The 23,960-nt window shown below is 40.2% G+C and carries 19 protein-coding genes, 1 other RNA gene and 3 pseudogenes; 17 read left to right on the plus strand and 6 right to left on the minus strand.

From position 1 onward, the window contains the following. A partial coding sequence (locus HMPREF2887_RS08590; RefSeq protein ID WP_142350294.1) for a Cna B-type domain-containing protein occupies positions 1-1,904 on the plus strand: 1,904 nt, incomplete at its 5' end. A 245-nt stretch (positions 1,905-2,149) separates the two neighbouring features. Here the strand turns inward: HMPREF2887_RS08590 and HMPREF2887_RS08600 are convergent. After that, positions 2,150-2,500, minus strand: coding sequence for a hypothetical protein (locus tag HMPREF2887_RS08600; RefSeq protein ID WP_021002166.1), 351 nt, complete (start codon positions 2,498-2,500; stop codon positions 2,150-2,152). Between the two features lie 259 nt (positions 2,501-2,759). Here HMPREF2887_RS08600 and HMPREF2887_RS08605 point away from each other — a divergent pair, with 259 nt between their 5' ends. From HMPREF2887_RS08605 to HMPREF2887_RS08615, 3 genes are read left to right on the plus strand one after another with little or no spacing between them, the layout of a single operon-like run. Beyond that, the gene (locus HMPREF2887_RS08605; RefSeq protein WP_021002165.1) at positions 2,760-3,221 is read left to right on the plus strand and encodes a CtsR family transcriptional regulator; all 462 of its coding nucleotides are present in this window, start codon (positions 2,760-2,762) and stop codon (positions 3,219-3,221) included. Positions 3,222-3,224: 3 nt separating this feature from the next. Then, positions 3,225-5,654, plus strand: a complete 2,430-nt coding sequence (locus HMPREF2887_RS08610; RefSeq protein WP_021002164.1) for an ATP-dependent Clp protease ATP-binding subunit — start codon at positions 3,225-3,227, stop codon at positions 5,652-5,654. A gap of 42 nt (positions 5,655-5,696) precedes the next feature. Continuing rightward, complete coding sequence (locus tag HMPREF2887_RS08615; protein WP_021002163.1) at positions 5,697-6,137, plus strand: GNAT family N-acetyltransferase; 441 nt, start codon at positions 5,697-5,699, stop codon at positions 6,135-6,137. Positions 6,138-6,207: 70 nt separating this feature from the next. Here the strand turns inward: HMPREF2887_RS08615 and dusB are convergent, their stop codons facing one another. The 4 genes from dusB to HMPREF2887_RS08635 form a co-directional block, all read right to left on the minus strand. Continuing rightward, positions 6,208-7,179 (minus strand): tRNA dihydrouridine synthase DusB, encoded by a 972-nt coding sequence (gene dusB, locus HMPREF2887_RS08620; RefSeq protein ID WP_021002162.1) that lies wholly within the window; start codon positions 7,177-7,179, stop codon positions 6,208-6,210. Then, a complete protein-coding gene (gene hslO, locus HMPREF2887_RS08625) occupies positions 7,166-8,038 on the minus strand; it encodes an Hsp33 family molecular chaperone HslO (RefSeq protein ID WP_003026496.1) in 873 nt (290 codons plus the stop codon). The genes dusB and hslO overlap by 14 nt, the downstream gene beginning before the upstream one ends. 218 nt (positions 8,039-8,256) lie before the next feature. After that, positions 8,257-9,528, minus strand: a complete 1,272-nt coding sequence (locus HMPREF2887_RS08630; protein WP_021002160.1) for a toxic anion resistance protein — start codon at positions 9,526-9,528, stop codon at positions 8,257-8,259. 17 nt (positions 9,529-9,545) lie between these two features. After that, positions 9,546-10,364, minus strand: coding sequence for a coiled-coil domain-containing protein (locus tag HMPREF2887_RS08635; protein ID WP_057489829.1), 819 nt, complete (start codon positions 10,362-10,364; stop codon positions 9,546-9,548). Positions 10,365-10,676: 312 nt separating this feature from the next. Between HMPREF2887_RS08635 and HMPREF2887_RS08640 the strand changes: the two are divergent. After that, positions 10,677-10,929: pseudogene (locus tag HMPREF2887_RS08640) on the plus strand (alcohol dehydrogenase); the annotation flags it as partial. 122 nt (positions 10,930-11,051) lie between these two features. Then, a complete protein-coding gene (locus HMPREF2887_RS08645; RefSeq protein ID WP_021002158.1) occupies positions 11,052-11,609 on the plus strand; it encodes a GNAT family N-acetyltransferase in 558 nt (185 codons plus the stop codon). Between the two features lie 91 nt (positions 11,610-11,700). Here the strand turns inward: HMPREF2887_RS08645 and gshAB are convergent. Further along, a pseudogene (gshAB, locus tag HMPREF2887_RS08650) lies at positions 11,701-13,952 on the minus strand (bifunctional glutamate--cysteine ligase GshA/glutathione synthetase GshB). 289 nt (positions 13,953-14,241) lie between these two features. Between gshAB and HMPREF2887_RS08655 the strand changes: the two are divergent. From HMPREF2887_RS08655 to HMPREF2887_RS08705, 11 genes and pseudogenes are all read left to right on the plus strand, one after another. Then, positions 14,242-15,534 carry an adenylosuccinate synthase gene (locus tag HMPREF2887_RS08655; protein WP_057489828.1) on the plus strand — a complete coding sequence of 431 codons (1,293 nt, stop codon included), beginning with the start codon at positions 14,242-14,244 and terminating at the stop codon, positions 15,532-15,534. 269 nt (positions 15,535-15,803) lie between these two features. Next, positions 15,804-16,703: a restriction endonuclease gene (locus HMPREF2887_RS08660; RefSeq protein ID WP_084741078.1), complete on the plus strand. Its 900-nt coding sequence runs from the start codon at positions 15,804-15,806 to the stop codon at positions 16,701-16,703. An 11-nt stretch (positions 16,704-16,714) separates the two neighbouring features. Then, positions 16,715-17,182 carry a tRNA adenosine(34) deaminase TadA gene (tadA, locus tag HMPREF2887_RS08665; protein ID WP_021002154.1) on the plus strand — a complete coding sequence of 156 codons (468 nt, stop codon included), beginning with the start codon at positions 16,715-16,717 and terminating at the stop codon, positions 17,180-17,182. Further along, positions 17,179-17,721 carry a hypothetical protein gene (locus tag HMPREF2887_RS08670; RefSeq protein WP_021002153.1) on the plus strand — a complete coding sequence of 181 codons (543 nt, stop codon included), beginning with the start codon at positions 17,179-17,181 and terminating at the stop codon, positions 17,719-17,721. The genes tadA and HMPREF2887_RS08670 overlap by 4 nt, the downstream gene beginning before the upstream one ends. Before the next feature lie 26 nt (positions 17,722-17,747). Further along, positions 17,748-17,846: signal recognition particle sRNA small type (gene ffs, locus HMPREF2887_RS08675), an RNA gene on the plus strand. A gap of 310 nt (positions 17,847-18,156) precedes the next feature. Then, on the plus strand, positions 18,157-19,506 hold the full coding sequence (locus tag HMPREF2887_RS08680; protein WP_003026484.1) for a glucose-6-phosphate isomerase: 1,350 nt from the start codon (positions 18,157-18,159) through the stop codon (positions 19,504-19,506). Between the two features lie 153 nt (positions 19,507-19,659). Then, positions 19,660-21,171, plus strand: a complete 1,512-nt coding sequence (gene glpK, locus HMPREF2887_RS08685; RefSeq protein ID WP_021002151.1) for a glycerol kinase GlpK — start codon at positions 19,660-19,662, stop codon at positions 21,169-21,171. Positions 21,172-21,424: 253 nt separating this feature from the next. Continuing rightward, positions 21,425-21,784: a ribonuclease P protein component gene (gene rnpA, locus HMPREF2887_RS08690; protein ID WP_003030605.1), complete on the plus strand. Its 360-nt coding sequence runs from the start codon at positions 21,425-21,427 to the stop codon at positions 21,782-21,784. Beyond that, positions 21,768-22,583: a YidC/Oxa1 family membrane protein insertase gene (locus HMPREF2887_RS08695; protein ID WP_003030587.1), complete on the plus strand. Its 816-nt coding sequence runs from the start codon at positions 21,768-21,770 to the stop codon at positions 22,581-22,583. The genes rnpA and HMPREF2887_RS08695 overlap by 17 nt, the downstream gene beginning before the upstream one ends. A 12-nt stretch (positions 22,584-22,595) precedes the next feature. Then, positions 22,596-23,633, plus strand: a complete 1,038-nt coding sequence (gene jag / locus HMPREF2887_RS08700) for an RNA-binding cell elongation regulator Jag/EloR (RefSeq protein WP_003026480.1) — start codon at positions 22,596-22,598, stop codon at positions 23,631-23,633. 93 nt (positions 23,634-23,726) lie between these two features. After that, positions 23,727-23,960, plus strand: a pseudogene (locus tag HMPREF2887_RS08705) (HI_0552 family protein); the annotation flags it as partial.

Consider the following 23,960-nt stretch of genomic DNA (forward strand, 5'->3'; position numbering starts at 1 on the left):
AAGATCTTGTCTTCACTAACAAATATACACCAGCTAAAATGCAAATTCCAGTGAAAAAAATCTGGGATGATGCCGATAACCAAGATGGCAAACGTCCAACTAAGATTACTGTTAAACTCTTGGCAGACGGTCAAGATACAGATAAAACTCTTGAGCTATCAGAAGCCAATGGCTGGGCAGGTAACTTCACGGATTTAGATGCAGATAAAGGTGGAGCTCCGATTGATTATAAAGTAGTTGAAGTGAGTTCAGTAGCTGGTTATACAACTGAAATCAGCGGAGATGCTAAAACAGGCTTTACTATTACCAATAAATACACACCAGAAACAATTGATATTAAAGCAACGAAGAACTGGGATGACGCTAATAACCAAGATGGTAAACGTCCGAAATATATTACGGTTAATCTCTTGGCAGATGGTGAAAAAGTAGCTTCCAAAGAAGTGAAAGCGGCAGCTGACGGAACGTGGTCTACAGTATTTACTAAACTTCCTAAATTCAAAGCAGGCAAGGTTATTAAATATAGCCTGACCGAAGAAGTAGTTTCTGAATATACTAGCGAAATCAATGATTTCAATATTACCAACAAATACACACCAAAAATGATTGATTATCAAGTGACGAAAACTTGGAATGATAACAACAACCAAGACGGCAAACGTCCAGATCATATCACGGTTCATTTGATGAAGACAGTTGGCGGTGTGACCACTGAAGTTGAGAAATATGATATCAAAGTCGCTGAAGCAGACCCAGCGAATGGCAATGTTTGGAAACATACCTTTACTAATCTTCCAAAATACGAAGCAGGTCAAGAAATTGTCTATTCCGTCAAGGAAGATGCTGTAGCAGGATATGAAACATCTATCAAGGGTCAAGAAATCACAAACACCCATGAACCAGAAACAATCGTTATTTCTGGTAAGAAAGTCTGGGAAGATGCTAACAACCAAGATGGCAAACGAACAGCTACAGTGAAGGTCCAAATTCTGAAAGGCAAAGAAATCGTTGATGAAATTGAAACTTCAGAAGAAAAAGGTTGGGCCTTTGAGTCAAAACCATTACCGAAGTATGAGAATGGTCAAGAAATCAGATATGAAGTGAAAGAAACTACTAAGATTGAGGGTTACACCACTATCAATCCAAAAGAACCTTCTGCAGACGGCAAATACACAATTACCAACAAGCGTACACCAGAAAAGGTAAACTTAACGGGTCAAAAGACTTGGAATGACGCCAATAACCAAGATAATATTCGTCCTACTGAAATCAAAGTACGTTTATTGGCAGATGGCAAAGATACTGGCAAAATGGCGACAGCGAGTGCAGCAACTGGATGGAAATACAGTTTTGAAGGTTTGGATCGTTACAAGGATGGCAAAGAAATTGTTTACTCTGTTGAGGAAGTAGATGTACCAAAAGGTTATCAATCTAAAGTGAATGGAATGAATTTGGTCAATAGCCACACTCCAGAGGTGACTTCAGTTAGCGGTCAGAAGACTTGGGAAGACGAAAATGATAAAGATGGTCTTCGTCCAAAAGAGATTCAAGTAAGATTGCTAGCAAATGGCAAAGATACGGGCAAAGTAGCAACAGTAAGTGAAGCAACTGGATGGAAATATAACTTTGAAAAACTTGCCAAATATGAAGCAGGTAAGGAAATCACTTATACGGTGGAAGAAGTTTCGGTACCAGAAGGTTACACACCGAAGGTAGATGGTATGAATATCACGAATCGTCATACACCAGAGAAGCCACAAATTCCACAAACCCCACCAAGTACACCGGAGAAGTCGAAGAAGAAAATTCTCCCTTCAACAGGTAGTCAAAATTCATTCTTTGCATTACTTGCAGGTCTGTTCACCTTAAGTGGAGCTGCTTACTTGTTAAAGAAGAAGGCGTAATTCTATCATCAGATAGATCGAGTAAAGTCCACTAGATAAATCTAGTGGACTTTTAAGGGTTCTTTGTCAATTGAAGTAGGTGACGGTATTGAAAAAGCTGCCAATGATTTTGAATCAGAAGTAGCTGCTACAATGGCTGCTGCTCTTGGTCAAAACTAAGGCAATCAATAGTTAGTGTTTAAATCATAAATAAAAAGGTTAGAGAGCTGATATAACTCTCTAGCCTTTTCTAATAGTGTCTGCGATTATTTTACAATTTTTTTCGTGAATCCCTTGTGAGAAATCACAGAATCTACAAAGATTAAAACGATTAAAGAAATTAGTAGATAAGTAATTTCAGAGTAAGTGAAAGCGATTCGGTAAGTTTGTGTAAAAAGAATAGCAAAGACACTAGCGACAACGATGGCTAAATCAATTGTCCATTTTGTTTTAGGGTTTATTGAAGACGGTTCAAATAAAAATGGAGCAAATAAGCAGATGACTAACGGGACGACTTGGACATCCACATAATCAGCAGAAATAACTGTAAAAAAGAATAAAGTTGAAACCAACCAAACCAGTACATGACGTGTATATTTGAACCAATCCATTTTCATTCATTTGGCCTCCTTTTATTATTATCGTCAAATTTTCATCTATATTATAACGCTTTAAAATTAAAAGGCAAGCGTTTACACTCGAATTATTCCTATTCTATAAGCTTTTTCACTTGCTTGAATAATCAGACTTTTCAGTTTTTCATTTAGGTCTTTTTCTTTCAAAAACAAGAGATTTTCGGTATAATATTAGTCAAAGATAGTCAATGTCAGTTGCTCATTTATGGAGCAAAAGAAAGAACTGGAAGAAAGGGTTGTCATGAGCCATAAGAATACGTCAGACAGTATTGAGGAATATATCAAAGCGCTTTTAGCTCAGGCTGGGATTGCAGAGTTGAAGCGCAGTGAAATTGCGGATGTTTTTCAGGTTGTTCCAAGTCAGATAAATTATGTCATCAAGACACGTTTTACGGAAAGTCGTGGCTATGTTGTTGAAAGCAAGCGTGGCGGAGGCGGCTACATTCGGATTGGTCGGATTGAATTCTCTAATCATCATGAGCTGCTTTGTGATTTGCTGCATAGCGTTGGCGAGCAAATCAGTCAACAGGTCTTTACAGATATCATTCAGCTATTGTTTGATGAAAAAATCATGACAGAACGAGAAGGGAATCTTCTTTTAGCGACGACAACAGACAGGGTATTGGGAGTAAATGCTGCACAGATTCGTGCGCGGATGTTAAAGAAAATTTTACAACAAGTTGATAGAAAAGGGAGAAACTAATATATGAAATATTCAAAAGCTTTGACAGAAAGTATTGAGTCGGCACAACTGTTAGCGAGTCATTTTGAAACGGATTATTTGGAGTCTTGGCATTTGTTGATTGCCATGGCGAATAATCCTTATAGTGTTGCGGGCTCAGTTTTAAATGATTATCCGCTTGAAATTGATGATTTTGAGAAAGCAGCCTTTCATATCACAGGAAAGATTTATCAACAAGAGGGAAGCTTTACCATTTGGCCGTTTTCTCATCGTATGAAAGTGTTGTTTTTGACAGCTGAGCGAATTGCAGAGGCTGTGCATGCTAAGAATCTTGGGACAGAGCATGTGTTATTAGCTATGCTGTTTGATCGAGGAAGTTTGGCGGCACGTCTCCTTGAATTCACAGGATTTAGCTATGAGGATAAAGAAGGCGTTTTGCGCATGACCGATCTTCGGAAAAACTTAGAGCATAAGGCAAGCTGGAATAAAGAGGATTTAAAGGCGATTCGTCACCTAAATAAAAATGCTGCAGCAACAAGACAAACGATGGCTAATATGATGGGAATGCCTCCTGCAACCAGTGGCGGACTAGAAGATTATACTCGTGATTTAACCGAAATGGCTCATACGGGTCTTTTAGAACCGGTCATTGGGCGGGATAAAGAGATTTCTCGCATGCTTCAGATTTTAAGTCGCAAGACGAAAAATAATCCAGTGTTGGTAGGAGATGCAGGAGTTGGGAAGACAGCATTAGCCCTTGGTTTGGCGCAACGTGTGGCAGCTGGTCAAGTTCCAAATGAGCTTGCAAAGATGAGAGTTTTAGAGCTAGATTTAATGAATGTGGTGGCTGGAACTCGTTTTCGTGGTGATTTTGAGGAACGGATGAACAATATTATCAATGATATTGAAGCAGATGGACATGTCATTCTTTTCATTGATGAGCTTCATACTATTATGGGGTCGGGTAGCGGGATTGACTCGACATTAGATGCAGCGAACATTCTCAAGCCAGCTTTGGCTAGAGGGACGCTCAGAACGGTCGGCGCAACGACACAAGAAGAGTACCAGAAATATATTGAAAAGGACGCAGCTCTTTCACGGCGATTTGCCAAAATTACTATTGAAGAGCCGACGGTAGCCGATAGTATTGCGATTTTACAGGGGCTCAAGAAAAGTTATGAAGAACACCACAAAGTGGTGATTACAGATTCAGCGATTGAGACAGCTGTTAAGTATGCTCATCGTTATCTAACAAATAAACATCTACCTGACTCGGCGATCGATTTGCTAGATGAAGCTGCCGCAACGGTACAAAATAAAGGTCCGCAAAATCATGTAAAAACAGAATTGAGTGCAGCAGACGAGGCTTTAATGGCAGGCGATTGGAAAAAGGTTGGCACTTTGTTGGAGAAAGAAAGTCAGCCAATTGTCTACAAACTAAAGGTTAAAGATGAGGATATTTTGGCAACACTCAGCGGTTTATCGGGAATTCCTGTGCAAAAGTTGACGCAAACAGATGCGAAGAAATACCTCAATTTAGAAAAGGAACTGCACAAGCGGGTCATTGGGCAAAATGAAGCAATTTCTGCTATTAGTCGAGCGATTCGGCGCAATCAATCCGGTATCCGCACTAGCAAGCGTCCAATTGGCTCCTTTATGTTCTTAGGGCCAACCGGGGTCGGAAAAACTGAGCTAGCTAAGGCTTTGGCAGAAGTTCTCTTTGATGACGAAACAGCACTGATTCGTTTTGATATGAGTGAATACATGGAAAAATTTGCTGCCAGTCGCCTCAATGGAGCGCCTCCAGGTTATGTTGGTTATGAAGAAGGGGGCGAATTAACTGAAAAAGTTCGCAATCGTCCGTACTCTGTACTCCTCTTTGATGAGGTAGAAAAAGCACATCCTGATATTTTCAATGTGCTTCTCCAAGTCTTAGATGACGGGGTGCTGACAGACAGCAAGGGGCGTAAGGTGGATTTTTCCAATACCATTATCATTATGACCAGCAATCTTGGTGCGACAAGTTTGCGGGACGACAAGACGGTTGGTTTTGGAGCAAGAGATGTTCGTTTTGATCATGAAAATATGGAAAAACGAATGATGGAAGAGCTAAAGAAAGCTTATCGTCCAGAATTTATTAACCGAATTGATGAAAAGGTTGTTTTTCACAGTTTGACTAGCGAAGACATGCAAGAAGTGGTAAAAATCATGGTGAAACCGCTCGTTTCTAGTCTTGCAGAAAAAGGAATTAAACTCAAATTCCAGCCGAGTGCTTTGAAACTTCTGGCTCAAGAGGGTTATGACCCTGAAATGGGAGCTCGTCCACTGCGCAGAACTCTACAAACTCAGGTAGAAGATCATTTATCCGAATTACTTTTAGCTGGTGAGTTACAGATGGGACAAAGTTTGAAAGTCGGTGTCAAAGCTGGACAGCTGGAGTTTGAAGTGCTATGAGTTTTTCCTTGAAACGTTCAGGGATAGATAAGGACTTAAAAGATGAACATTCGTGAAATGGCAGAAACGGATTATGATCAGGTTTATCAATTGTGGTTATCATGTGCAGGCATGGGATTGAATGATTTAGATGATTCAAAAGAGGGAATTGCTCGGTTTTTGCAGAGAAATCCTCAAACTTGTCTGGTGGCAGTAGAAAATCAAACGATTATCGGAGCGATTTTAGTTGGTTCGGACGGACGAAGAGCCTATATCTACCATACAGCTGTTCATCCGAACTATCGCAGGAGAGGGATTGCAAGACAGCTGGTTGAAACGGTTTTAACCGTCCTAGATGATTTGAAAATTCATAAGGTTGCCTTGGTTGTCTTTAAAAGGAATGCAGAAGGAAACAAGTTTTGGGAGAAATTAGGATTCTCTGTTCGAGAAGATCTCATTTACCGCAATCAAGCAAGGACTGAAATGGTTCGGCTGGATACCTAGTAGAAATGACTAATAAAAAACATCAACCATTTAGGAATAATTTCCCAGATGATTGGTGTTTTTTTAATGTTTAAACTTGTAGTAATTCTTCAATTTCTGCAAGACTGTTGGCTTGGGAAATAGCGCTGCGGAGTTTGGCAGCACCAGCTGTTCCGCGGAGGTAATGAGGTGCTAAGCCACGAAATTCTCTAATGGCGATATGCTCTCCTTTAAGGTCAATCAAGCGCTTCAAATGATCGTAAGCAATGTGCATTTTATCCTCAAAGCTGAGGTCGGGCAAGATTTCTCCCGTTTCAAAATAGTGATTGATTTGATGAAAGAGGTAAGGATTGCCCATGGCAGCGCGTCCAATCATGACTGCGTCAGCACCGACTTCTTCTATACGCTGTTGAGCATCTTGGACAGTACGAATATCGCCATTGGCAATAAAAGGAATCTTGGTTAAGGCTTGCGCAACATTGTGGAGGGTTTCAAGATCAGCGTGACCAGTATACATCTGCTCGCGTGTACGTCCATGCATAGCCAGCGCTGCCGCACCAGCAGCTTCAGCTGCAAGAGCATTTTCCACAGCTAGTGAGGCATCTGCCCAACCAGTACGCATTTTCACGGTTAACGGAATATCTAGAACAGAACGAACTTTATTGATAATAGAATAGATTTTTTCTGGATCTTTGAGCCATTTTGCCCCAGCTTCGTTTTTAACAATTTTATTGACGGGGCAGCCCATATTGATGTCCACAATATCTGTTTGGGTATTTTCTTGGATAAACTCGGCTGCGCGCGCCAAACTATCTTCGTCGCTGCCAAACAATTGAATAGAAACAGGATGTTCCCCTTCATCAATATGCAGCATGTGGAGTGTCTTTTCGTTATTGTACTGAATGCCCTTGTCTGAAACCATTTCCATGACGACAAGTCCTGCGCCAAGCTCTTTTGCAATTGTCCGAAAAGCCGAATTGGTCACTCCTGCCATAGGAGCGAGAACCGTTCGGTTGGGAATTTTCACATTGCCAATCAGAAAAGGGGTGTTAAGATTTGTCACGAATGAGTTCCTCCAAGTCTTTTTCGTCAAAATGATATGTGCTTTGGCAGAATTGGCAAGTGATTTCAGCACCGTGGTCTTCATCTCGCATTTCTTCAAGATCTGACTTAGGTAGACTTGAGAGGGCATTTAAAAACCGATCTTTGCTGCAATCACATTGGAAGCGGAGTTCTTCTTCTGACAATCGTTTGTAAGGTTCGTTGCCGTAGATAGCTGAAAGCAGGGCTTCAATATGGTTTTCGGATTCTAAAAGTGTTGAAATAGCAGGCATTTCTTGGATTCGCTTTTCAAAGCGAGCGATTTCTTCTTCTTTGGCACCAGGAAGGACTTGCAAGAGGAAACCACCAGCAACCTTGACCTTGTCATTGGCATCTAGTAGAACATTTAACCCGACAGCTGACGGAGTTTGCTGGCTTTCTGTTAGATAGAATGCCAAATCTTCGCCAATCTCACCGGATACAAGTGGTGTCATAGAATGATAAGGATTTCCAGTTCCATAGTCTGTAATGACGAGGAATTCGCCATTTCCAACGAATGGTCCGACCAGCACTTCGCCAGTCGCGGTTTTTTTAATGTCTACGCCGGAATTTTGCACATAACCTTTGACAGTACCTTTTGTATCTGCAACGGTGATAATAGCACCGAGAGAGCTTGTCCCTAGCACTTTGACGGTGATTTTTGTATCTCCTTTTTCGTTTGCGGCAAGGATTTGACTGGCAATGAGCGTGCGACCTAGTGCTACAGTTGAGCTGGCCTGAGTATGATGTTTTTCTTGAGCTGTCCGAACGATTTCAGTACTGTCTAGTACATAAGCTCGGAAAGCTCCGTTTTCTGAAATTGTTTTAATAATCTTGTCCATACCCTTTATTGTAACATAAAAAAAGAAAAGGGAGCGAGACAAAAATCGGTATTTCGTAAGAAATTGATTTTGTTGTCCCACCCCGCATAGTTGACGAGGCTGTTGTCATTCTTTGCGTAGCAAGGAATGACAACAGCCTCGTCAATTTCGTTTCAATGAAAAAATAGCATATCGTAAGAATTTAGGAAACTTTTGTCTCAGACTCTATTTCCAGTCCATTAGCTTTCGTTTGTAGTCCGTTCATCCACTTCTTTTTGAGTTTCTTTTCCCTGATCTAGCAAAGCCTGGATAATCTTTTGGTCGCGTAGTTTAACAGAGTCGTTAATAGTTTCAGCGGATTGGATCACAGTCGCTTCAAGGAGAGCGCGTTTTTCCCGTCCTTTGTCAATGGCTTCGATAATACCTTGGTTTTGAGCAACTAAGCTTTCAGCCAACTTAGTAACAGATTCGACTGTAATTGTTGGATTCTGCGAGATTTTCTCCATTTGTGGAATGACTTCTTTGCTGGTTTCAGCCAGCATTTGAAGCGCTGCATTGTTGGCATTAGAAATGGCGTTCGCTACCTGACCAGATTTCATTGATTGTTGCAAAATACCTAGTTGAGCAATAGAGAGCTTCATGGTCGGAATGGTGTTGCGACGGAGCATGCCGAGTTTTTGGCGCATATCAGAAGACACCTTCACGAGATTACGCATTTGCGGGGTAGTGGCCCAAGCAACATACAGACGGCTGATGTATTCAGTGTGTTGCTGTTCCAATGTATTGACAACTTCAGTCAAGCGGGCCAATTCTTGTGATTTGGTTTGGTAATCTAGAGTGGCGGTATCTAATTGTGCCACTTCATTTTGAAGAGTCAAGGCACGCGCACCGGCTTCTCTTTGACTGGCTTCGATAAAGGAAATGACACCGACTAGATTTTCAATGGATTTGGTGTTGTCTTCAATTAACATTTCGGCAGAAACGATATTGCGTGCGAGCAGATCTTCTTGCTTGACGACAGTGGCAGCCATACTATCCATTTTTTGCTCGATATTTTGTGAATCAAAATAGAACTCTTGCAAGGTATTCTTGCTTTGTTTAAAGAGTTTTTCTAAGAAATTTGGCTTTTTATCTAGTTCTGCAATTTGAGCATCCTTGTATTTAGCAACAAAACCATTTAACTCTTTATTGGTATTTTTTAGCAATTCATCGACTTGTGGGATTTGAAGTTTCTTTTGCTCGGCTAAAATACGGTTGACAGTGTTATTAACATCTTCGACCGCGGCTTGTCCAAAATCTAAAAGAGCATTCTGGTCAGAAATAAAGTTATCTACCAACTGTGGGGCTTTTGCCATGATAGCATTTTGTTGTTCAGGAGTTAATTTCTCCAAAAAAGTTAACTGCCCATTTGCTTGGGTTTTGGTTGATTCAATAATCTCGGTGGTTTTATCCGTTTTCGTAATGGCATTGTTAGCGATTTTGTCAATGTCGAAGTTAAATTCTTGGCTCATAAGGTCTCCTTTTGATGTTATAGTTCTGTGTTCGTCTCTTTTTTAGTTAAAATCCGCAAGCTGATGTCAAAATCTCGTAAATCAGCCTCGTTGAGCTGACGGAGTGTTTCATCCAAGTCTAAATCAAACTGCTCAATGGCCGCTTTGGCACTGGAGAGCCGTTCCTTGGCATTGTAAAAATCTTTCGGGGAAGCCTTGATTTTTAGGTAGCCCTCCAAAATATCCTCATAATGTTCTATTTGAGATTGATGGATAGCAGTTAATTCTTCCTTGTTGTTGCTTTCTGATTGAGAAATTTTCTTGAGAATAGCTTCATGGTCGGTTTGGATATTGTGAATGGTTTCGAGCAATTCTGGTGCTAATTCCTCCAAGTTTGATTTTAAACTTTCGGAAGTTTGAGCGCGAAGATTGTGTAGTTGCTCATGGATATCGGTTGTTACATTTTGCACTTTCCGTTGAATTCGCTGGTAAATCTCAGGTGAGATATGTTTTCTCAAGGTATCAGTCCGACCTTGGATATAGCTTAATTGAGGCAAGAGCTGTTCAGCTAACTGTTGGTATTTTTCATAAGCCTTTTCTTCTAGATAAGCATCTAATTGTTTGATTCGGCTATCTGCGGCACCGATTTCCTCTTTCAAATCTTCAATTTGCTGACTGGCGCTAGGTCCTGTGATTTTTTTCGGCTGATGGGTTGCATAGTAGTAAATTCCGTAGCCTATACCGACAGCAAAGAGGATCGGGATGAGGTACTGCATAATAATACCGACTGCGATAAAAATAAGTAGTATACCAATCCATCTTCTAGAACGTACATTTCTATAATCTCTTCTGGACATAAATTATCTAATCCCGTTTCTTCTGAAATTTCTAAGTCTATTTTAGCATAAAAAAGCATCAAAGACGGAACTGAACGATATTTTTAATAAAAAGTTTGGCTGAAAATAATCATGGACTGCTCAGATTTTTCAAAAATTTTTTGATTTAGAGTGCACTCCAAGGTATATAATAAAAGTGTAAATGTTTTATCTTTTTGATGAATGTGGAGCATCATCTTTTTAATAGAGAAAGGAACAATAAGATGAAAGCAGCAGTTTTTGTAGAACCAGGGAAAATGGAGGCGAGAGAGGTTGCGCGTCTAGATGCCATTTGTCGGACGCGTCGGAGTGCCACATACAGGGGACATCAATATCGGTGACTACTGGATGGTCAACTTGGCAATGGCTGGTGGACCAGCTTCTTGCACCACTTATGACAAAGAAGTCTTGCTAAAAGCAGTTTTAGATGGTCAAATTCAATCCTGGGAAAGCGTTCACTCAATCTTACACATTGGACGATATTGACCAAGCCTACAAAGACATGGCTGACAGAAAAACGATTAAAGCCATGATTGTGATGAATTAAGAGTTCTGAAAGAGGTTGGTAGAATCCGGCCTCTTTTATGATTGTGAATTTTAGTTCAATAGTTCTCAAATACCTTCATTTTTGATAAAATAAAAGAAAAGCAGTTAAAAAGGGAGAAAATCATGTCTTTAACCAGTCAGATTATTACAGCTGAATTTCCGGATTTAGAAAAAGTAGAACAACTCAATACAGAAGCCTTTCCTGAGGAGGAGCGTGCACCGCTATCGGAGTTGCTGCGATATGGAGATGGGGAATATTCCCATTTCTTTGCCTTTTATGATGGCGACGAATTTGTCGGTTTTGCCTTTTCAGTTTACAATGAAAGAGCCTTTTATATCAGCTTTTTTGCGATTATGCCTCATTTGCGCAGTCACGGTTATGGCGGCAAAATTATTGATAAGTTGGTGGATTTTTATCAAAGGACCATGGTTTTAGAGGTAGAACGCCTTGACGAGCCTTGTGATAATCTGGAACAGCGAAAAGCTCGTATGGATTTCTATCGGCGAAACGGCTTTCGCTCTTCACATGCCTACTTAGAATACGACGGTTTAAGTTTTGAAATTCTTTATAAAGGACCGTTTTTTGATGAAGAAGCCTATCGGGACATTTTCAAAAAAATCCAAGAAGATGGTTATTTTGAATTTGAAATCAAGCATGGTCATGGAAGAGACTGGGAGTAGCTGAAAAGCACTATCGAATATTTCTATTTTTCGTTGATCTACCTAAAAAACGAGCTGTTGTTTTCAGCTCGTTTTACAGTGTATTTAGTATTTAATGGATTTCTGGGAAAAGTTTGGCCAAAATTTTAGGTGTAATGCTTTGACCGGGACCTTCTGCGCAATAAGTGTGCATATACATGGATGGATTGAAATTCAGCTCAATGCAGGTGCAGTGGGGCTCATTTTTGCTGGCTGGAAGTGTGCTATCTGGGATAATTAAATCCACACCACAGACCCAAGCTCCCATAGCAGTTGCCATTTCTGCCGCTAGTTCCTTATAGGAGGTGTGCATGGTTTCAGTCACATCTATTGAGTCTCCACCAGTAGAAATATTAGAATTACGGCGAAGAAAGGCTTGAATTCCTTGTGGTAGGACATCATCTGCTTTATAACCTTGCTGGGCTAGCATGAGCAGCTCAATCTCACCAAGCTCAATCATTTCCAGTGGAGCGCGATGGTCGCGCCCTCGTAGAGGATTGGTATTTTTAAAAGCTACCAGTTCTCGAATGGTGTGCCGACTGTCTCCTACAACATTGGCTGCTAAGCGCAGAAGCACCGCCTCACATTTTCCGTCTAGGATAAAGAAACGGTATTCGGTTCCTGCGATAAATTCCTCAACAAGGATAGAGCTGTCCTCTGAAAAGGCAATCTCCAATGCTTTTTGGTAACTGTCTCGATTGGCAGGTGCTTGAAAAATAGAAATTCCTAACCCGAAATTGGTGGATTTGGGTTTGACAACAATCGGCTTATCTTTGATAAGGGGATAGTAAGCTATTCCTTCTTCCAGAGTGGAAAATTCAGCTCCAGCAGGAACAGGAAAGCCAGCAGCAGATAAAATTTTCTTAGTTACTGTCTTATTTGCCATCGCAAGAGGCACGATATAGTTGTCCTTTGAGGTCATATTGCCATTTTTGACATACTCGATATGATCTTTATGTTGAAGCTTTAAAAACTGGTCACTTTCGTCTAAGATTTCTACTTGCACTCCTTTTTGAATAGCGTCAAAGAGGAGCATTTGAGTGGAGAGTTCCATATTTTCATAGCCTTTTAGCGCATAATGTGCATGCCAAGCGTAGTTGTGGTATTCTTTGGCTTTTTCTAAACCAAAGGCTTCTAAAGACTGGTTTCGAAGATAAGGCAAGAGCTGAGCGGCAAGGGTCAGGTTGGGATCAGCTACTGCATTTCTTGCATGTTGAAGCAAGTTTTGATAGTAGGGACTTAGTTCAAAATGATGAATAACAGCTTGCATGGATTCAAGAAGTAAGTCGGTATTAGCTTCAACTGGTAGCGGAGCCAGAGGGTGGCTAAGAGCGATTTGCTCATTTAGAGCATGGGCTTGATTTAGAAGTTCATTAGGTTCTGCTATATCATCGAGCCAGAGCAAGGCAAGCAAAAGAGATGAACCGTGTCCATTGTCTCCTGACTGATTCCCAGCACCTCAAAAGGATTGAGGTCAAAGCAGCGGAATTCTAAATAGGTGATTCCTTTTTCTAAGTAAAGTCGATTTTCTTTTTGCCCACGGAAACGAACAGGCATGTAGCATTCTTTCTCGGCAATTAAATCGCCTTGTGCTACGTATTTCTCTATATCGCTCACATAAGATTCTAGTGAGGCATAAGAGATATGAATCTTTTGATCATTGACATAACCAAGATCACTATTGCGGATAGAGCGAACAGGCTGAGAAATCTCCCTTGTCAAGAATCCTTCCTCAGCAATTGGTGCTGCTCCGTATAAATAGGTCAGAAACCAGCGGAAACGTAAAAAGTTTCGAGCCAATTTGAGATAGAGGTCATTTTTAAACAGACGAATATTCTTGTAATCACTGACCTTGAAAAGAGCTTGGATCAAGTCGGCTCCCAATTCCACATTGTAGTGAATGCCTGAGATAGCTTGTAGCGTTTTTCCATATTTTTTTGCTAAACTTTCTCGATAATGACGCTCAAAATCGTTTTCTAAATGAGCGATTTGAATTTCTGCTGGCGACAATTTTGGGGGCATAGAGAGTGGCCAGATTGCTTCATTTTTTTGGATGGTGCGTCCAGCTACATCGGTAATAGCAGTGAGAAAACGCCTTGCTTCTTTTGTAGAAGTTGCAATCGGGGTGATGAGTTCTAATTGCTGCTCACTAAAATCGGTCTGAATCGTCGGGTGAAAATTGCGGTTGCCAAATGCTTGGGGATGAGGAGTTTGAGCTAATTTTCCGTCTTGATTGATGCGCAAGCCCTCCCTTTCCAATCCGAAAGTAGCTTGTAAAATAGGTGCATCTGTTGCTAATTTTTCGAATAAGTGATTGATGTTCATGGGAAATACCTGTTTATTTTCTAATACTTTTAGTCTATTATAAAAATGCTCAGAAAACAAATTTCTACTACGTTTTCCGAACCTTTTTTAAAAGAAAACGATTCTATTTTAGATAGGATAAGAATTTTCCAAAAGAGGGGGACTCAAACTTCGTCATTTGCAAACAACTGCGATAGTCTTATCTTGAAAAAAGAAGGAATTTTTCTTATAATAAAGTGTAAGACATAATTGCGGGTGAAACTCCTGCCATGTAGACAAGAAAGGACGAGCGCTTAGCTCAGACAAAATTATGACATCAGTTGTAGTTGTAGGAACCCAGTGGGGAGATGAAGGAAAAGGAAAGATTACAGATTTCCTTTCAGCTAATGCCGAAGTTATTGCCCGTTATCAAGGCGGAGACAATGCCGGTCATACCATTGTAATTGACGGTAAAAAGTATAAATTGCACTTGATTCCATCCGGTATTTTCTTCCCAGAGAAAATCTCTGTTATCGGAAACGGAATGGTAGTCAATCCCAAGTCTCTTGTAAAGGAATTGGCTTATTTGCACGAGGAGGGTGTCACGACAGATAACCTTCGGATTTCAGATCGTGCCCATGTTATCCTTCCTTACCATATTGAGTTAGATCGCTTACAGGAAGAAGCTAAAGGTGATAACAAAATCGGAACGACTATTAAGGGAATTGGTCCAGCTTATATGGACAAAGCAGCTCGCGTGGGAATCCGAATTGCTGATCTTTTGGATAAGGATATTTTCAGAGAACGTTTGGAGCGCAACTTAGCTGAAAAAAATCGTCTCTTTGAAAAACTCTACGACAGCACAGCTATCCAATTTGACGATATTTTTGAAGAATACTACGCATACGGTCAGCAGATTAAACAATACGTGACCGATACGTCGGTTATCTTGAACGATACTCTCGATCAAGGTAAACGTGTCCTTTTTGAAGGAGCGCAGGGAGTTATGCTAGATATTGACCAGGGCACTTATCCATTTGTTACCTCTTCTAATCCTGTTGCAGGTGGTGTGACGATTGGTTCCGGTGTGGGTCCAAGCAAGATTGACAAGGTTGTTGGAGTTTGCAAAGCCTATACCAGTCGTGTTGGTGACGGGCCATTCCCGACAGAACTATTTGATGAAGTAGGCAACCGCATTCGTGAAGTCGGGCATGAATATGGAACGACAACAGGACGTCCTCGCCGTGTTGGTTGGTTTGATTCGGTTGTTATGCGCCACAGCCGACGTGTATCTGGTATTACTAACCTTTCTCTCAATTCAATTGACGTTTTGACAGGACTGGATATAGTTAAAATCTGTGTAGCTTACGACTTAGATGGTGAGCGCATTGACCATTACCCAGCTAGTTTAGAGCAACTCAAGCGCTGCAAACCAATCTATGAAGAATTACCAGGTTGGTCAGAAGACATTACAGGTGTTCGCAGTTTAGAAGAGTTGCCAGAAAATGCACGCAACTACGTCCGCCGTGTGAGTGAACTTGTCGGTGTCCGCATCTCTACTTTCTCTGTTGGACCAGGTCGTGAACAAACCAATATTTTAGAAAGTGTTTGGTCAAGTTTGTAATAGAAATTATAATCGGAAGCGAGTTCAAGCTCGCTTTTTATGCGTAAAAAACAAAGAATTTAAAAATTTTTAAATAATACGTCTCTTCTTAAGTTAATTTTAAGCTGGCTAGGTTATACTAAAACCATCAGATGAAGACCTCCTAACTTTATTTGATAGAAATCCTAAACTTTTTCATAATAATCTCCTGAAAGCCATCGAAAGGTGGCTTTTTTATATTTTCAGGTTTATAACATGATATAATAAATGGAGAGCAAAGGAGATAAATGATGAACTTTACAGATTTGTCTAATAAAGAACAGGAAAAAATAATGATAAGTGAAATTATCAGGAATTTAAAAAAGCTAGGTGGCTATGCAACCAAACGAGAGTTGCTAGATGCTATTAAAAAGGGAGAAAATACGATAGATGATAATTTTTTTGAGGAAGAAAAAGTGTCTCAAAAAAGTGGAAAAATTTATAAACCTAGTGATTACACTTTTAATTTTTCTACCAAAAGTTTGCTTATCACGGGCTATCTTTCTAAACCAAAGCAATCGACTTTTGAATTGACAGAATTAGGTAGAAAAGTGAAACTGGATGAGCATTTTGCTAGCGATATTCAACAGAAAGCCATTCAATTTTGGAAAAATGAGAAGAAGTCAAAACAATTCTTCAAGTTATCCTTTGAAAAGGAACTTAAACATTCACTAGATGACTCAAAAGAAAATTGGAGAGTTGAGTTGACAAGAGCTTTAAAATCTATGTCACCACAAAAATTTGAAACTTTTGCTCGTGGTCTAGTCAAGGAGATGGGTGTCAAACTAGATGAAAAAATTGGGGTTAGTTATACTAATGATGGTGGTTTAGATGGTTTTGGCTATATTACTAGTACAGATGACTTCAGAACCAATCGTGTAGCTATCCAAGCAAAGCGTTGGGAAAACAATGTTCCTTCTCCGAAGATTGATAAATTCCGCGGTGCAATGGATAAATACAATGCAGAATATGGTATTTTTATTACAACTTCTGATTTTTCAAGAAGTGCCATTGAAGCAGCTCGTCAAGGAACTAGAGTCATTACTTTAATTAATGGAGAAGATATTGCGGATCTAGTTGCCAAATATAAACTTCATGTCAGAGAAGTCACGACTTATGAATTAGGAGATTTTTATCATACAGAGGATTAGATGGTTAAAAGATGAACTATACAGTTGAAGAAAAAGAATTTTTTATGCGGGAGGCTTTGAAAGAAGCAGAAATTGCACTTGACCATGATGAAATTCCAATTGGCTGTGTGATTGTCAAGGACGGGAAGATTATCGGTCGTGGACATAATGCACGTGAGGAATTGCAGCGAGCGGTCATGCATGCGGAAGTGATGGCGATTGAGAAAGCCAATCAGCATGAGCATAGCTGGCGTCTGCTGGATACGACCCTTTTTGTCACTATTGAACCTTGTGTCATGTGCAGCGGAGCAATTGGGCTAGCACGGATTCCGCAAGTCATCTATGGTGCAAAGAATCCAAAATTCGGCGCAGCCGGCAGCCTTTATGATATTCTAACGGATGAACGGCTCAATCACCGAGTTGAGCTTGAAAGTGGGATTTTGGAAGCAGAATGTGCTCAGATGATGCAAGATTTTTTTAGGAAGAGGAGACAAAAATGAAACATTGGCTAAGTGCTTTGTTCTTTCTTTTAACATTGCTGTTTATTGGGTTGCTGATAGGCAATGTAGAATTTCAAGCTTGGGCTTTTACACGTCATCAAAACCAGCTATCTTGGTATATCCGCCCGATTCTCATTTTACCGATTATCTATTTCTCTTATCGAAAGAGCCTTCTTGGAATTTTTGCTAGCATCTTTGCTCTCTTTACCAGTATGATTTGGTTTTGGGTGCCAAAGACAACCTCTCCTTTGGTAAAAGAGTTTCTAGCTTACGAGCAAGATTTCTTGCAGGCAGATTGGAATCTCAAAAAAGTTTTGTTTGCTTTTTTGGTAATTAGTTTCTTTCTACTTCTGATTAGAGCAACTTGGCTCCATAGTTGGAAATTGTTGACATTACTGTTAATTATCACGGCCTTTTTGAAAATGATCTGGTCCTATCTAGATAGTGGTAGAGCTGGTTTAACGATTGTTGTACCAGCGATTCTAGGTTTATTCATCTGCTTATTTTTCCTTTCTTTTTGGAAAAAAGGAAAATCTTAATTGGCACAAAAACAAATTTATGGTATAATACTTATCGGAGCAACAATTCTGCGTGAAGCGGGTCAGGGGAGGAATCCAGCAGCCCTAAGCGAGTGTGAATTGTGTGCTCTTTTTTGCTTTGCAAAAACGAACTTAAAAAGCGAAATGGAATATAGAAATAGTTTGGCAGGAGTGGGAATTATGCTCTCCAATAGCTATTCTAGAGTGCGGATTATAGTTTGCTGTTAGATAAAATTTGTTCATACTTAAATTTAAAAGCGTTTTTTTACTTTTTTACTATTTACGCAAACGATTGCTTTCAAGATTGGTATGAGATTGCGATTTTTGAAAGTTAACTATAAAAAAACAATTTGGAAACGTTTTAGTCAAGAAAATTGCTTGATAAAAAAGTGGTAAAGCGGTATCATAGTAGGGAAGAAAAATTGGAGGACTATAATGACACATATTCAGTTTAATTACTCAAACGTTCTTGGAAAATTTGTTGCACCACATGAAGTGGACTATATGCAAACACAAGTTTCTGCAGCAGATGAACTATTGCGCAAAGGAACTGGTGCAGGAAGTGACTTCCGTGGCTGGCTTGACCTTCCAGAAAACTATGACAAAGAAGAATTTGCTCGCATTTTGAAAGCAGCAGAACAAATCAAATCAGACAGCGATGTTTTGGTCGTGATTGGGATTGGTGGGTCATACCTTGGAGCGAAAGCAGCGATTGATTTCTTGAGCAATCATTTTGCAAACTTGCAAACCAAAGAAGAACGCAAAGCTCCACAAATCCTTTATGCTGGAAACTCTATCTCATCTACTTATCTTGCAGACTTGGTGGAATACGTTTCAGATAAAGATTTCTCAGTTAATGTGATTTCTAAATCAGGGACAACGACAGAACCTGCCATTGCTTTCCGTGTCTTCAAAGAACTTTTGATTAAGAAATATGGTGAAGCTGAAGCTAACAAACGAATCTATGCGACAACTGACCGCCAAAAAGGTGCTGTTAAGGTTGAAGCAGATGCTAACGGTTGGGAAACATTTGTGGTTCCAGATGACATCGGTGGACGCTTCTCAGTATTGACAGCAGTTGGATTGCTTCCAATCGCTGCATCAGGCGCTGACATCAAAGCCCTTATGGAAGGGGCCAACGCAGCACGTAAAGACTACACTTCAGACAAGATTGCAGAAAACGAAGCTTATCAATACGCAGCTCTTCGTAATATCCTTTACCGCAAAGGTTATGCAACTGAAATTTTGGTTAACTATGAACCTTCTCTGCAATACTTCTCAGAATGGTGGAAACAATTAGCGGGTGAGTCAGAAGGAAAAGACCAAAAAGGTATTTATCCAACATCTGCTAACTTCTCAACAGACCTTCACTCTCTTGGACAATTTATCCAAGAAGGTGCGCGTATTATGTTTGAAACAGTTGTCCGTGTGGACAAACCACGCAAAAACGTAACGATTCCTGAATTGGCAGAAGACTTGGACGGACTCGGCTATCTTCAAGGAAAAGATGTTGACTTTGTTAACAAGAAAGCGACAGACGGTGTACTTCTGGCTCATACTGACGGTGACGTGCCAAATATGTATGTGACGCTTCCTGAGCAAGATGCCTTTACTCTTGGCTATACTATTTACTTCTTTGAGTTGGCTATTGCTATTTCTGGCTACTTGAATGCTATTAACCCATTTGACCAACCAGGTGTAGAAGCTTACAAGAAAAATATGTTTGCTCTTCTTGGAAAACCAGGATTTGAAGAATTGAGCAAAGAATTGAACGCTCGTTTGTAATGTGTAAATAAAGGAACGGCTTCTGGAAGGAAGTCGTTTTTATATGCTTGAAATAGAGTTTAAGTGAAATTTTCACAAAAAACAGGAGAAAAGAATAGAAAGAAAGCGCTTTATTGTGTATAATAAAGGCAGAACATACAATGGAGGCGTTTTATGTCACAAGAAACCTATATTATGGCGATTGACCAAGGGACAACCAGCTCGCGGGCGATTATTTTCAATAAAAAAGGTGAGAAGGTTGCCACGAGTCAAAAAGAGTTTACTCAGATTTTTCCACAGGCGGGCTGGGTTGAGCACAATGCAAATGAGATTTGGAATTCTGTGCAGTCGGTCATTGCAAATGCTTTTATTGAAAGTGGCATCAAGCCCACAGAGATTGAAGCAATCGGCATTACCAATCAACGGGAGACAACAGTTGTATGGGATAAAGAAACGGGCTTACCCATTTACAATGCCATTGTCTGGCAGTCTCGGCAAACAGCTCCTTTAGCAGAAAAGCTCAAGCAAGATGGATATGTAGATTTCTTTCATCAAAAAACAGGTTTGATCATAGATGCTTATTTCTCTGCGACCAAGGTACGCTGGATTTTAGATCAGGTAGAGGGAGCGCAGGAACGTGCAGAGCGAGGAGAATTGCTCTTTGGTACGATTGATACCTGGTTAGTCTGGAAATTAACGGATGGTGCAGCTCATGTGACTGATTATTCAAATGCAGCGCGGACGATGCTATACAATATCAAAGAGCTCCAATGGGATGATGAGATTTTGTCCTTACTCAACATTCCTAAAGCGATGTTGCCAGAAGTTCGCTCGAACTCAGAAATGTACGGTAAAACAGCACCTTATCATTTTTATGGTGGAGAAGTGCCGATTGCAGGAATGGCAGGCGATCAGCAAGCTGCTCTCTTTGGGCAATTAGCATTTGAGCCGGGAATGGTGAAGAATACTTATGGGACTGGATCTTTCATCATTATGAATACTGGTCAGGAGTGCAATTTATCCAAAAATAATCTTTTGACGACCATTGGCTATGGGATAAATGGCAAAGTGACTTATGCTTTGGAAGGTTCGATTTTTATTGCGGGTAGTGCCATTCAGTGGCTTCGTGACGGTCTTCGTATGATTGCTAGCTCACCTGAATCTGAGAAATATGCAAAAAAATCCACCAATGAAAATGAAGTGTATGTTGTTCCAGCCTTTACGGGACTTGGAGCGCCTTATTGGGATCCAGAAGCAAGAGGTTCTATTTTTGGCTTGACGCGTGGAACAAGTAAAGAAGACTTCATCAAGGCAACTCTGCAATCCATTGCTTATCAAGTGCGCGATATCATTGATACGATGCAAATGGACACAGATACAGCTATCCAAGTCCTGAAGGTAGATGGTGGTGCTGCCATGAATGATTTCCTCATGCAGTTTCAAGCAGATATTCTGGGAATTGAGTTAGCGCGTGCGGCAAATTTGGAAACAACGGCTCTTGGAGCAGCTTTTCTGGCCGGTCTTGCGGTCGGCTATTGGAAAGACATGGAGGAGCTAAAAACATTAAATGCGGTTGGGGAAACGTTCCAACCTGCGATGCTAGAGGCGGAGCGCCAAAAATTGTACCAAGGCTGGAAAGCAGCAGTTGCAGCCACGCAATTTTTTGCAAAAGAATCTAGCAAATAGTTGAAAAATATAACTATGAATTACAAGTGTCGGTAATCATTTAGTATAAGATACGAGAAGAGGGATTAGGAGCCAATCTTAGTCGCTCTTCTTTACTTTACTAACTCTTTTAGCATTAAATTTTCAGACTAAGAGTGAATTACATGCGTTTTGTATCAGTTGGATAGAGTAAAATGGTGAATATGCCTGCTCTTATTGGTTTTTTTGAAAATTATGGTATAATAGATATAATTTTGGTAGATGGAGTTGAGTTTTGAAGAAAAGCTATCGCGTCAAGAGCGAGAAAGATTTTAATGCGATTTTCAAAAGTGGGCAAAGTTTTGCCAATAGAAAATTCGTCATTTATAAATTAGAAAAGAAACAAAAACACTTTCGAGTAGGAATATCTGTCAGTAAAAAACTAGGAAATGCGGTCATGCGCAATAAGATTAAACGCCGTATTCGACACGTTTTGATAGCTCATCAAGCAGAGTTAGCAGCGCTTGATTTTGTCGTTATTGCACGCAAAGGTGTGGAAATTCTGACTTATCAAGAATTAGAGCAAAATTTGCTTCATGTACTAAAAATAGCAAAAATTTATCAGGAAGGTTTGAGTAGTGAAAAAGAAAAGTAAACTGGCGGGGCTTTTAGTTTTAGCTTCGCTCATCTTAACGGCGTGTGGGACGAGTGAGGTCACAGCGAGTTCGCCGGATTTATGGGAGAGATTTGTCTATTTCTTCGCCGTAACGATTCGTTTCCTGTCATTCAATGGAAGTACAGGAATTGGGATTATCCTTTTCACATTGATTATTCGGACAGTTCTTTTGCCTGTTTTCCAATTGCAGATCAATGCTTCTCGGAAAATGCAGGAAGCGCAGCCGTTAGTGAAAGAATTGCAGGCGAAGTATCCAGGACGCGACATGGAAAGTCGCAGTCGTTTGGCAGAAGAAACACAAAAGCTGTATAAGGAATTAGGAGTAAAGCCATCGGCATCATTTTGGCCCTTGCTTATTCAAATGCCTGTGTTGATTGCCTTGTATCATGCTTTGACGCGTGTTGAATTTCTTAAAGTAGGGCACTTTCTATGGCTGAATCTGGGCGCGACAGATCCCTATTATATTTTGCCAGTTTTAGCAGCTGTTTTCACCTTTTTGAGTACTTGGTTGAGCAATAAAGGAATGGCGGAACGCAATGGTTTGATGACAGGAATGATGTTTATCATGCCGCTGTTTGTCTTCTTCTTTGCTATGAGTGTAGCAAGTGGGGTTGCTTTGTATTGGAGCACATCGTACGCGTATCAAGTGTTCCAAACGCTTTTACTGAGCAATCCATATAAAATCATTGCAGAAAGAGAAGCGAAAGCGACTGCTGAGCGGGAACGTGAAGAAAAGAAAAAACGTGCTTATCGTAAAGCACAAAAAAAGAGAAAGTAAGGAGGCACTTGTATGGTATTATTTACAGGAGCGAGTGTTGAAGAAGCCATTCAAAATGGCTTGCGCGAGTTAGATATTCCACGGATGAAAGCACATATCAAAGTGATTTCTCGTGAGAAAAAAGGATTTTTAGGATTATTTGGCAAGAAATTAGCCCAAGTTGATGTGGAACCTATTAACGAAACAACTGTAGTAAAAGCTAACCAAAAAGCTGTCAAAGGTGTTCCGGAAGCAATCAATGCTCAAAATGAGCCCGTTAAAAGCGTGAGTGAAGCAACTGTTGACTTAGGACATGTTGTTGCAGCCATTAAAAAAATCGAAGGAGAAGGCAAAGAAATCTCAGATGATGTCAAAGCTGAAATTTTGAAGCACGAAAAAGAAGCCAGCACGATTCTTGAAGAAACAGGCACAATTGACTTATTGAAAGATAGTGACATCGTAAATTTTCAAAAATCGGTCGCTCAAGAAGAAAAGACAACTGACAAGATTATTTCTTTTGACCAGGCTGTAGAAAAGCGCTCGGAAGTCCAACCGATAGCTGAAGAGCCGGCTGATTTTGAAGATTTGGGCATTCAAGTGGAAGAAAATTATGATGTTGAAGAAGTTGTTGCGAGTGTGACGGGCTATGTGCAAAACATCGTGGACGAAATGGATGTTGAAGCTAGCATTGCAAGTGCTCATAATCGTCGGACAATCAATATGCAGATTGATACCAATGAGCCTGGTCGCATTATTGGCTATCACGGGAAAGTGCTAAAAGCTCTTCAATTATTGGCACAGAATTATCTTTATAATCGCTATTCTAAGAGCTTTTACATTTCTATCAATGTCAATGATTATGTAGAACATCGAGCAGAAGTTCTACAAAGCTACGCTCAGAAGCTAGCTGATCGTGTGTTGGAATACCAACATAGTCAAAAGACTGATCCTATGTCTAACAATGAGCGGAAAATTATTCACCGAATTATTTCTAAAATGGACGGGCTTACCAGCTATTCAGAGGGTGACGAACCAAACCGTTATGTTGTTGTGGATATTGACAGTGAATAATAAACTAAGGACTGAGAAGAATTTCTTTTCAGTCTTTCTTTCCGTTTAGTCCACTAATTGACGTTGCTTGAGATTGAGAAGAAAGGAGCTTACATGTCTATTTTTTCAGCTATTGAAACTTACTTAGCATTACAAGGACATAAATATATTTCTCCTGATAAAGCGGGAGAATTGAGAGAAATGATGCTTGATCTCAAACAGAAAGGTCAGGCAGCACGCGCGGAATTTTCGGACTTGGTTAAGCAATTTCAAAGATTTTATCCAAAATTAACTCTGGAGCGTACCAGCAACTGGATGAATCAAGCTCAAATTTTGCGTCCCCATTTT

The organism is Streptococcus sp. HMSC071H03 (genome assembly GCF_001813035.1).
Classification (GTDB): domain Bacteria; phylum Bacillota; class Bacilli; order Lactobacillales; family Streptococcaceae; genus Streptococcus; species Streptococcus anginosus.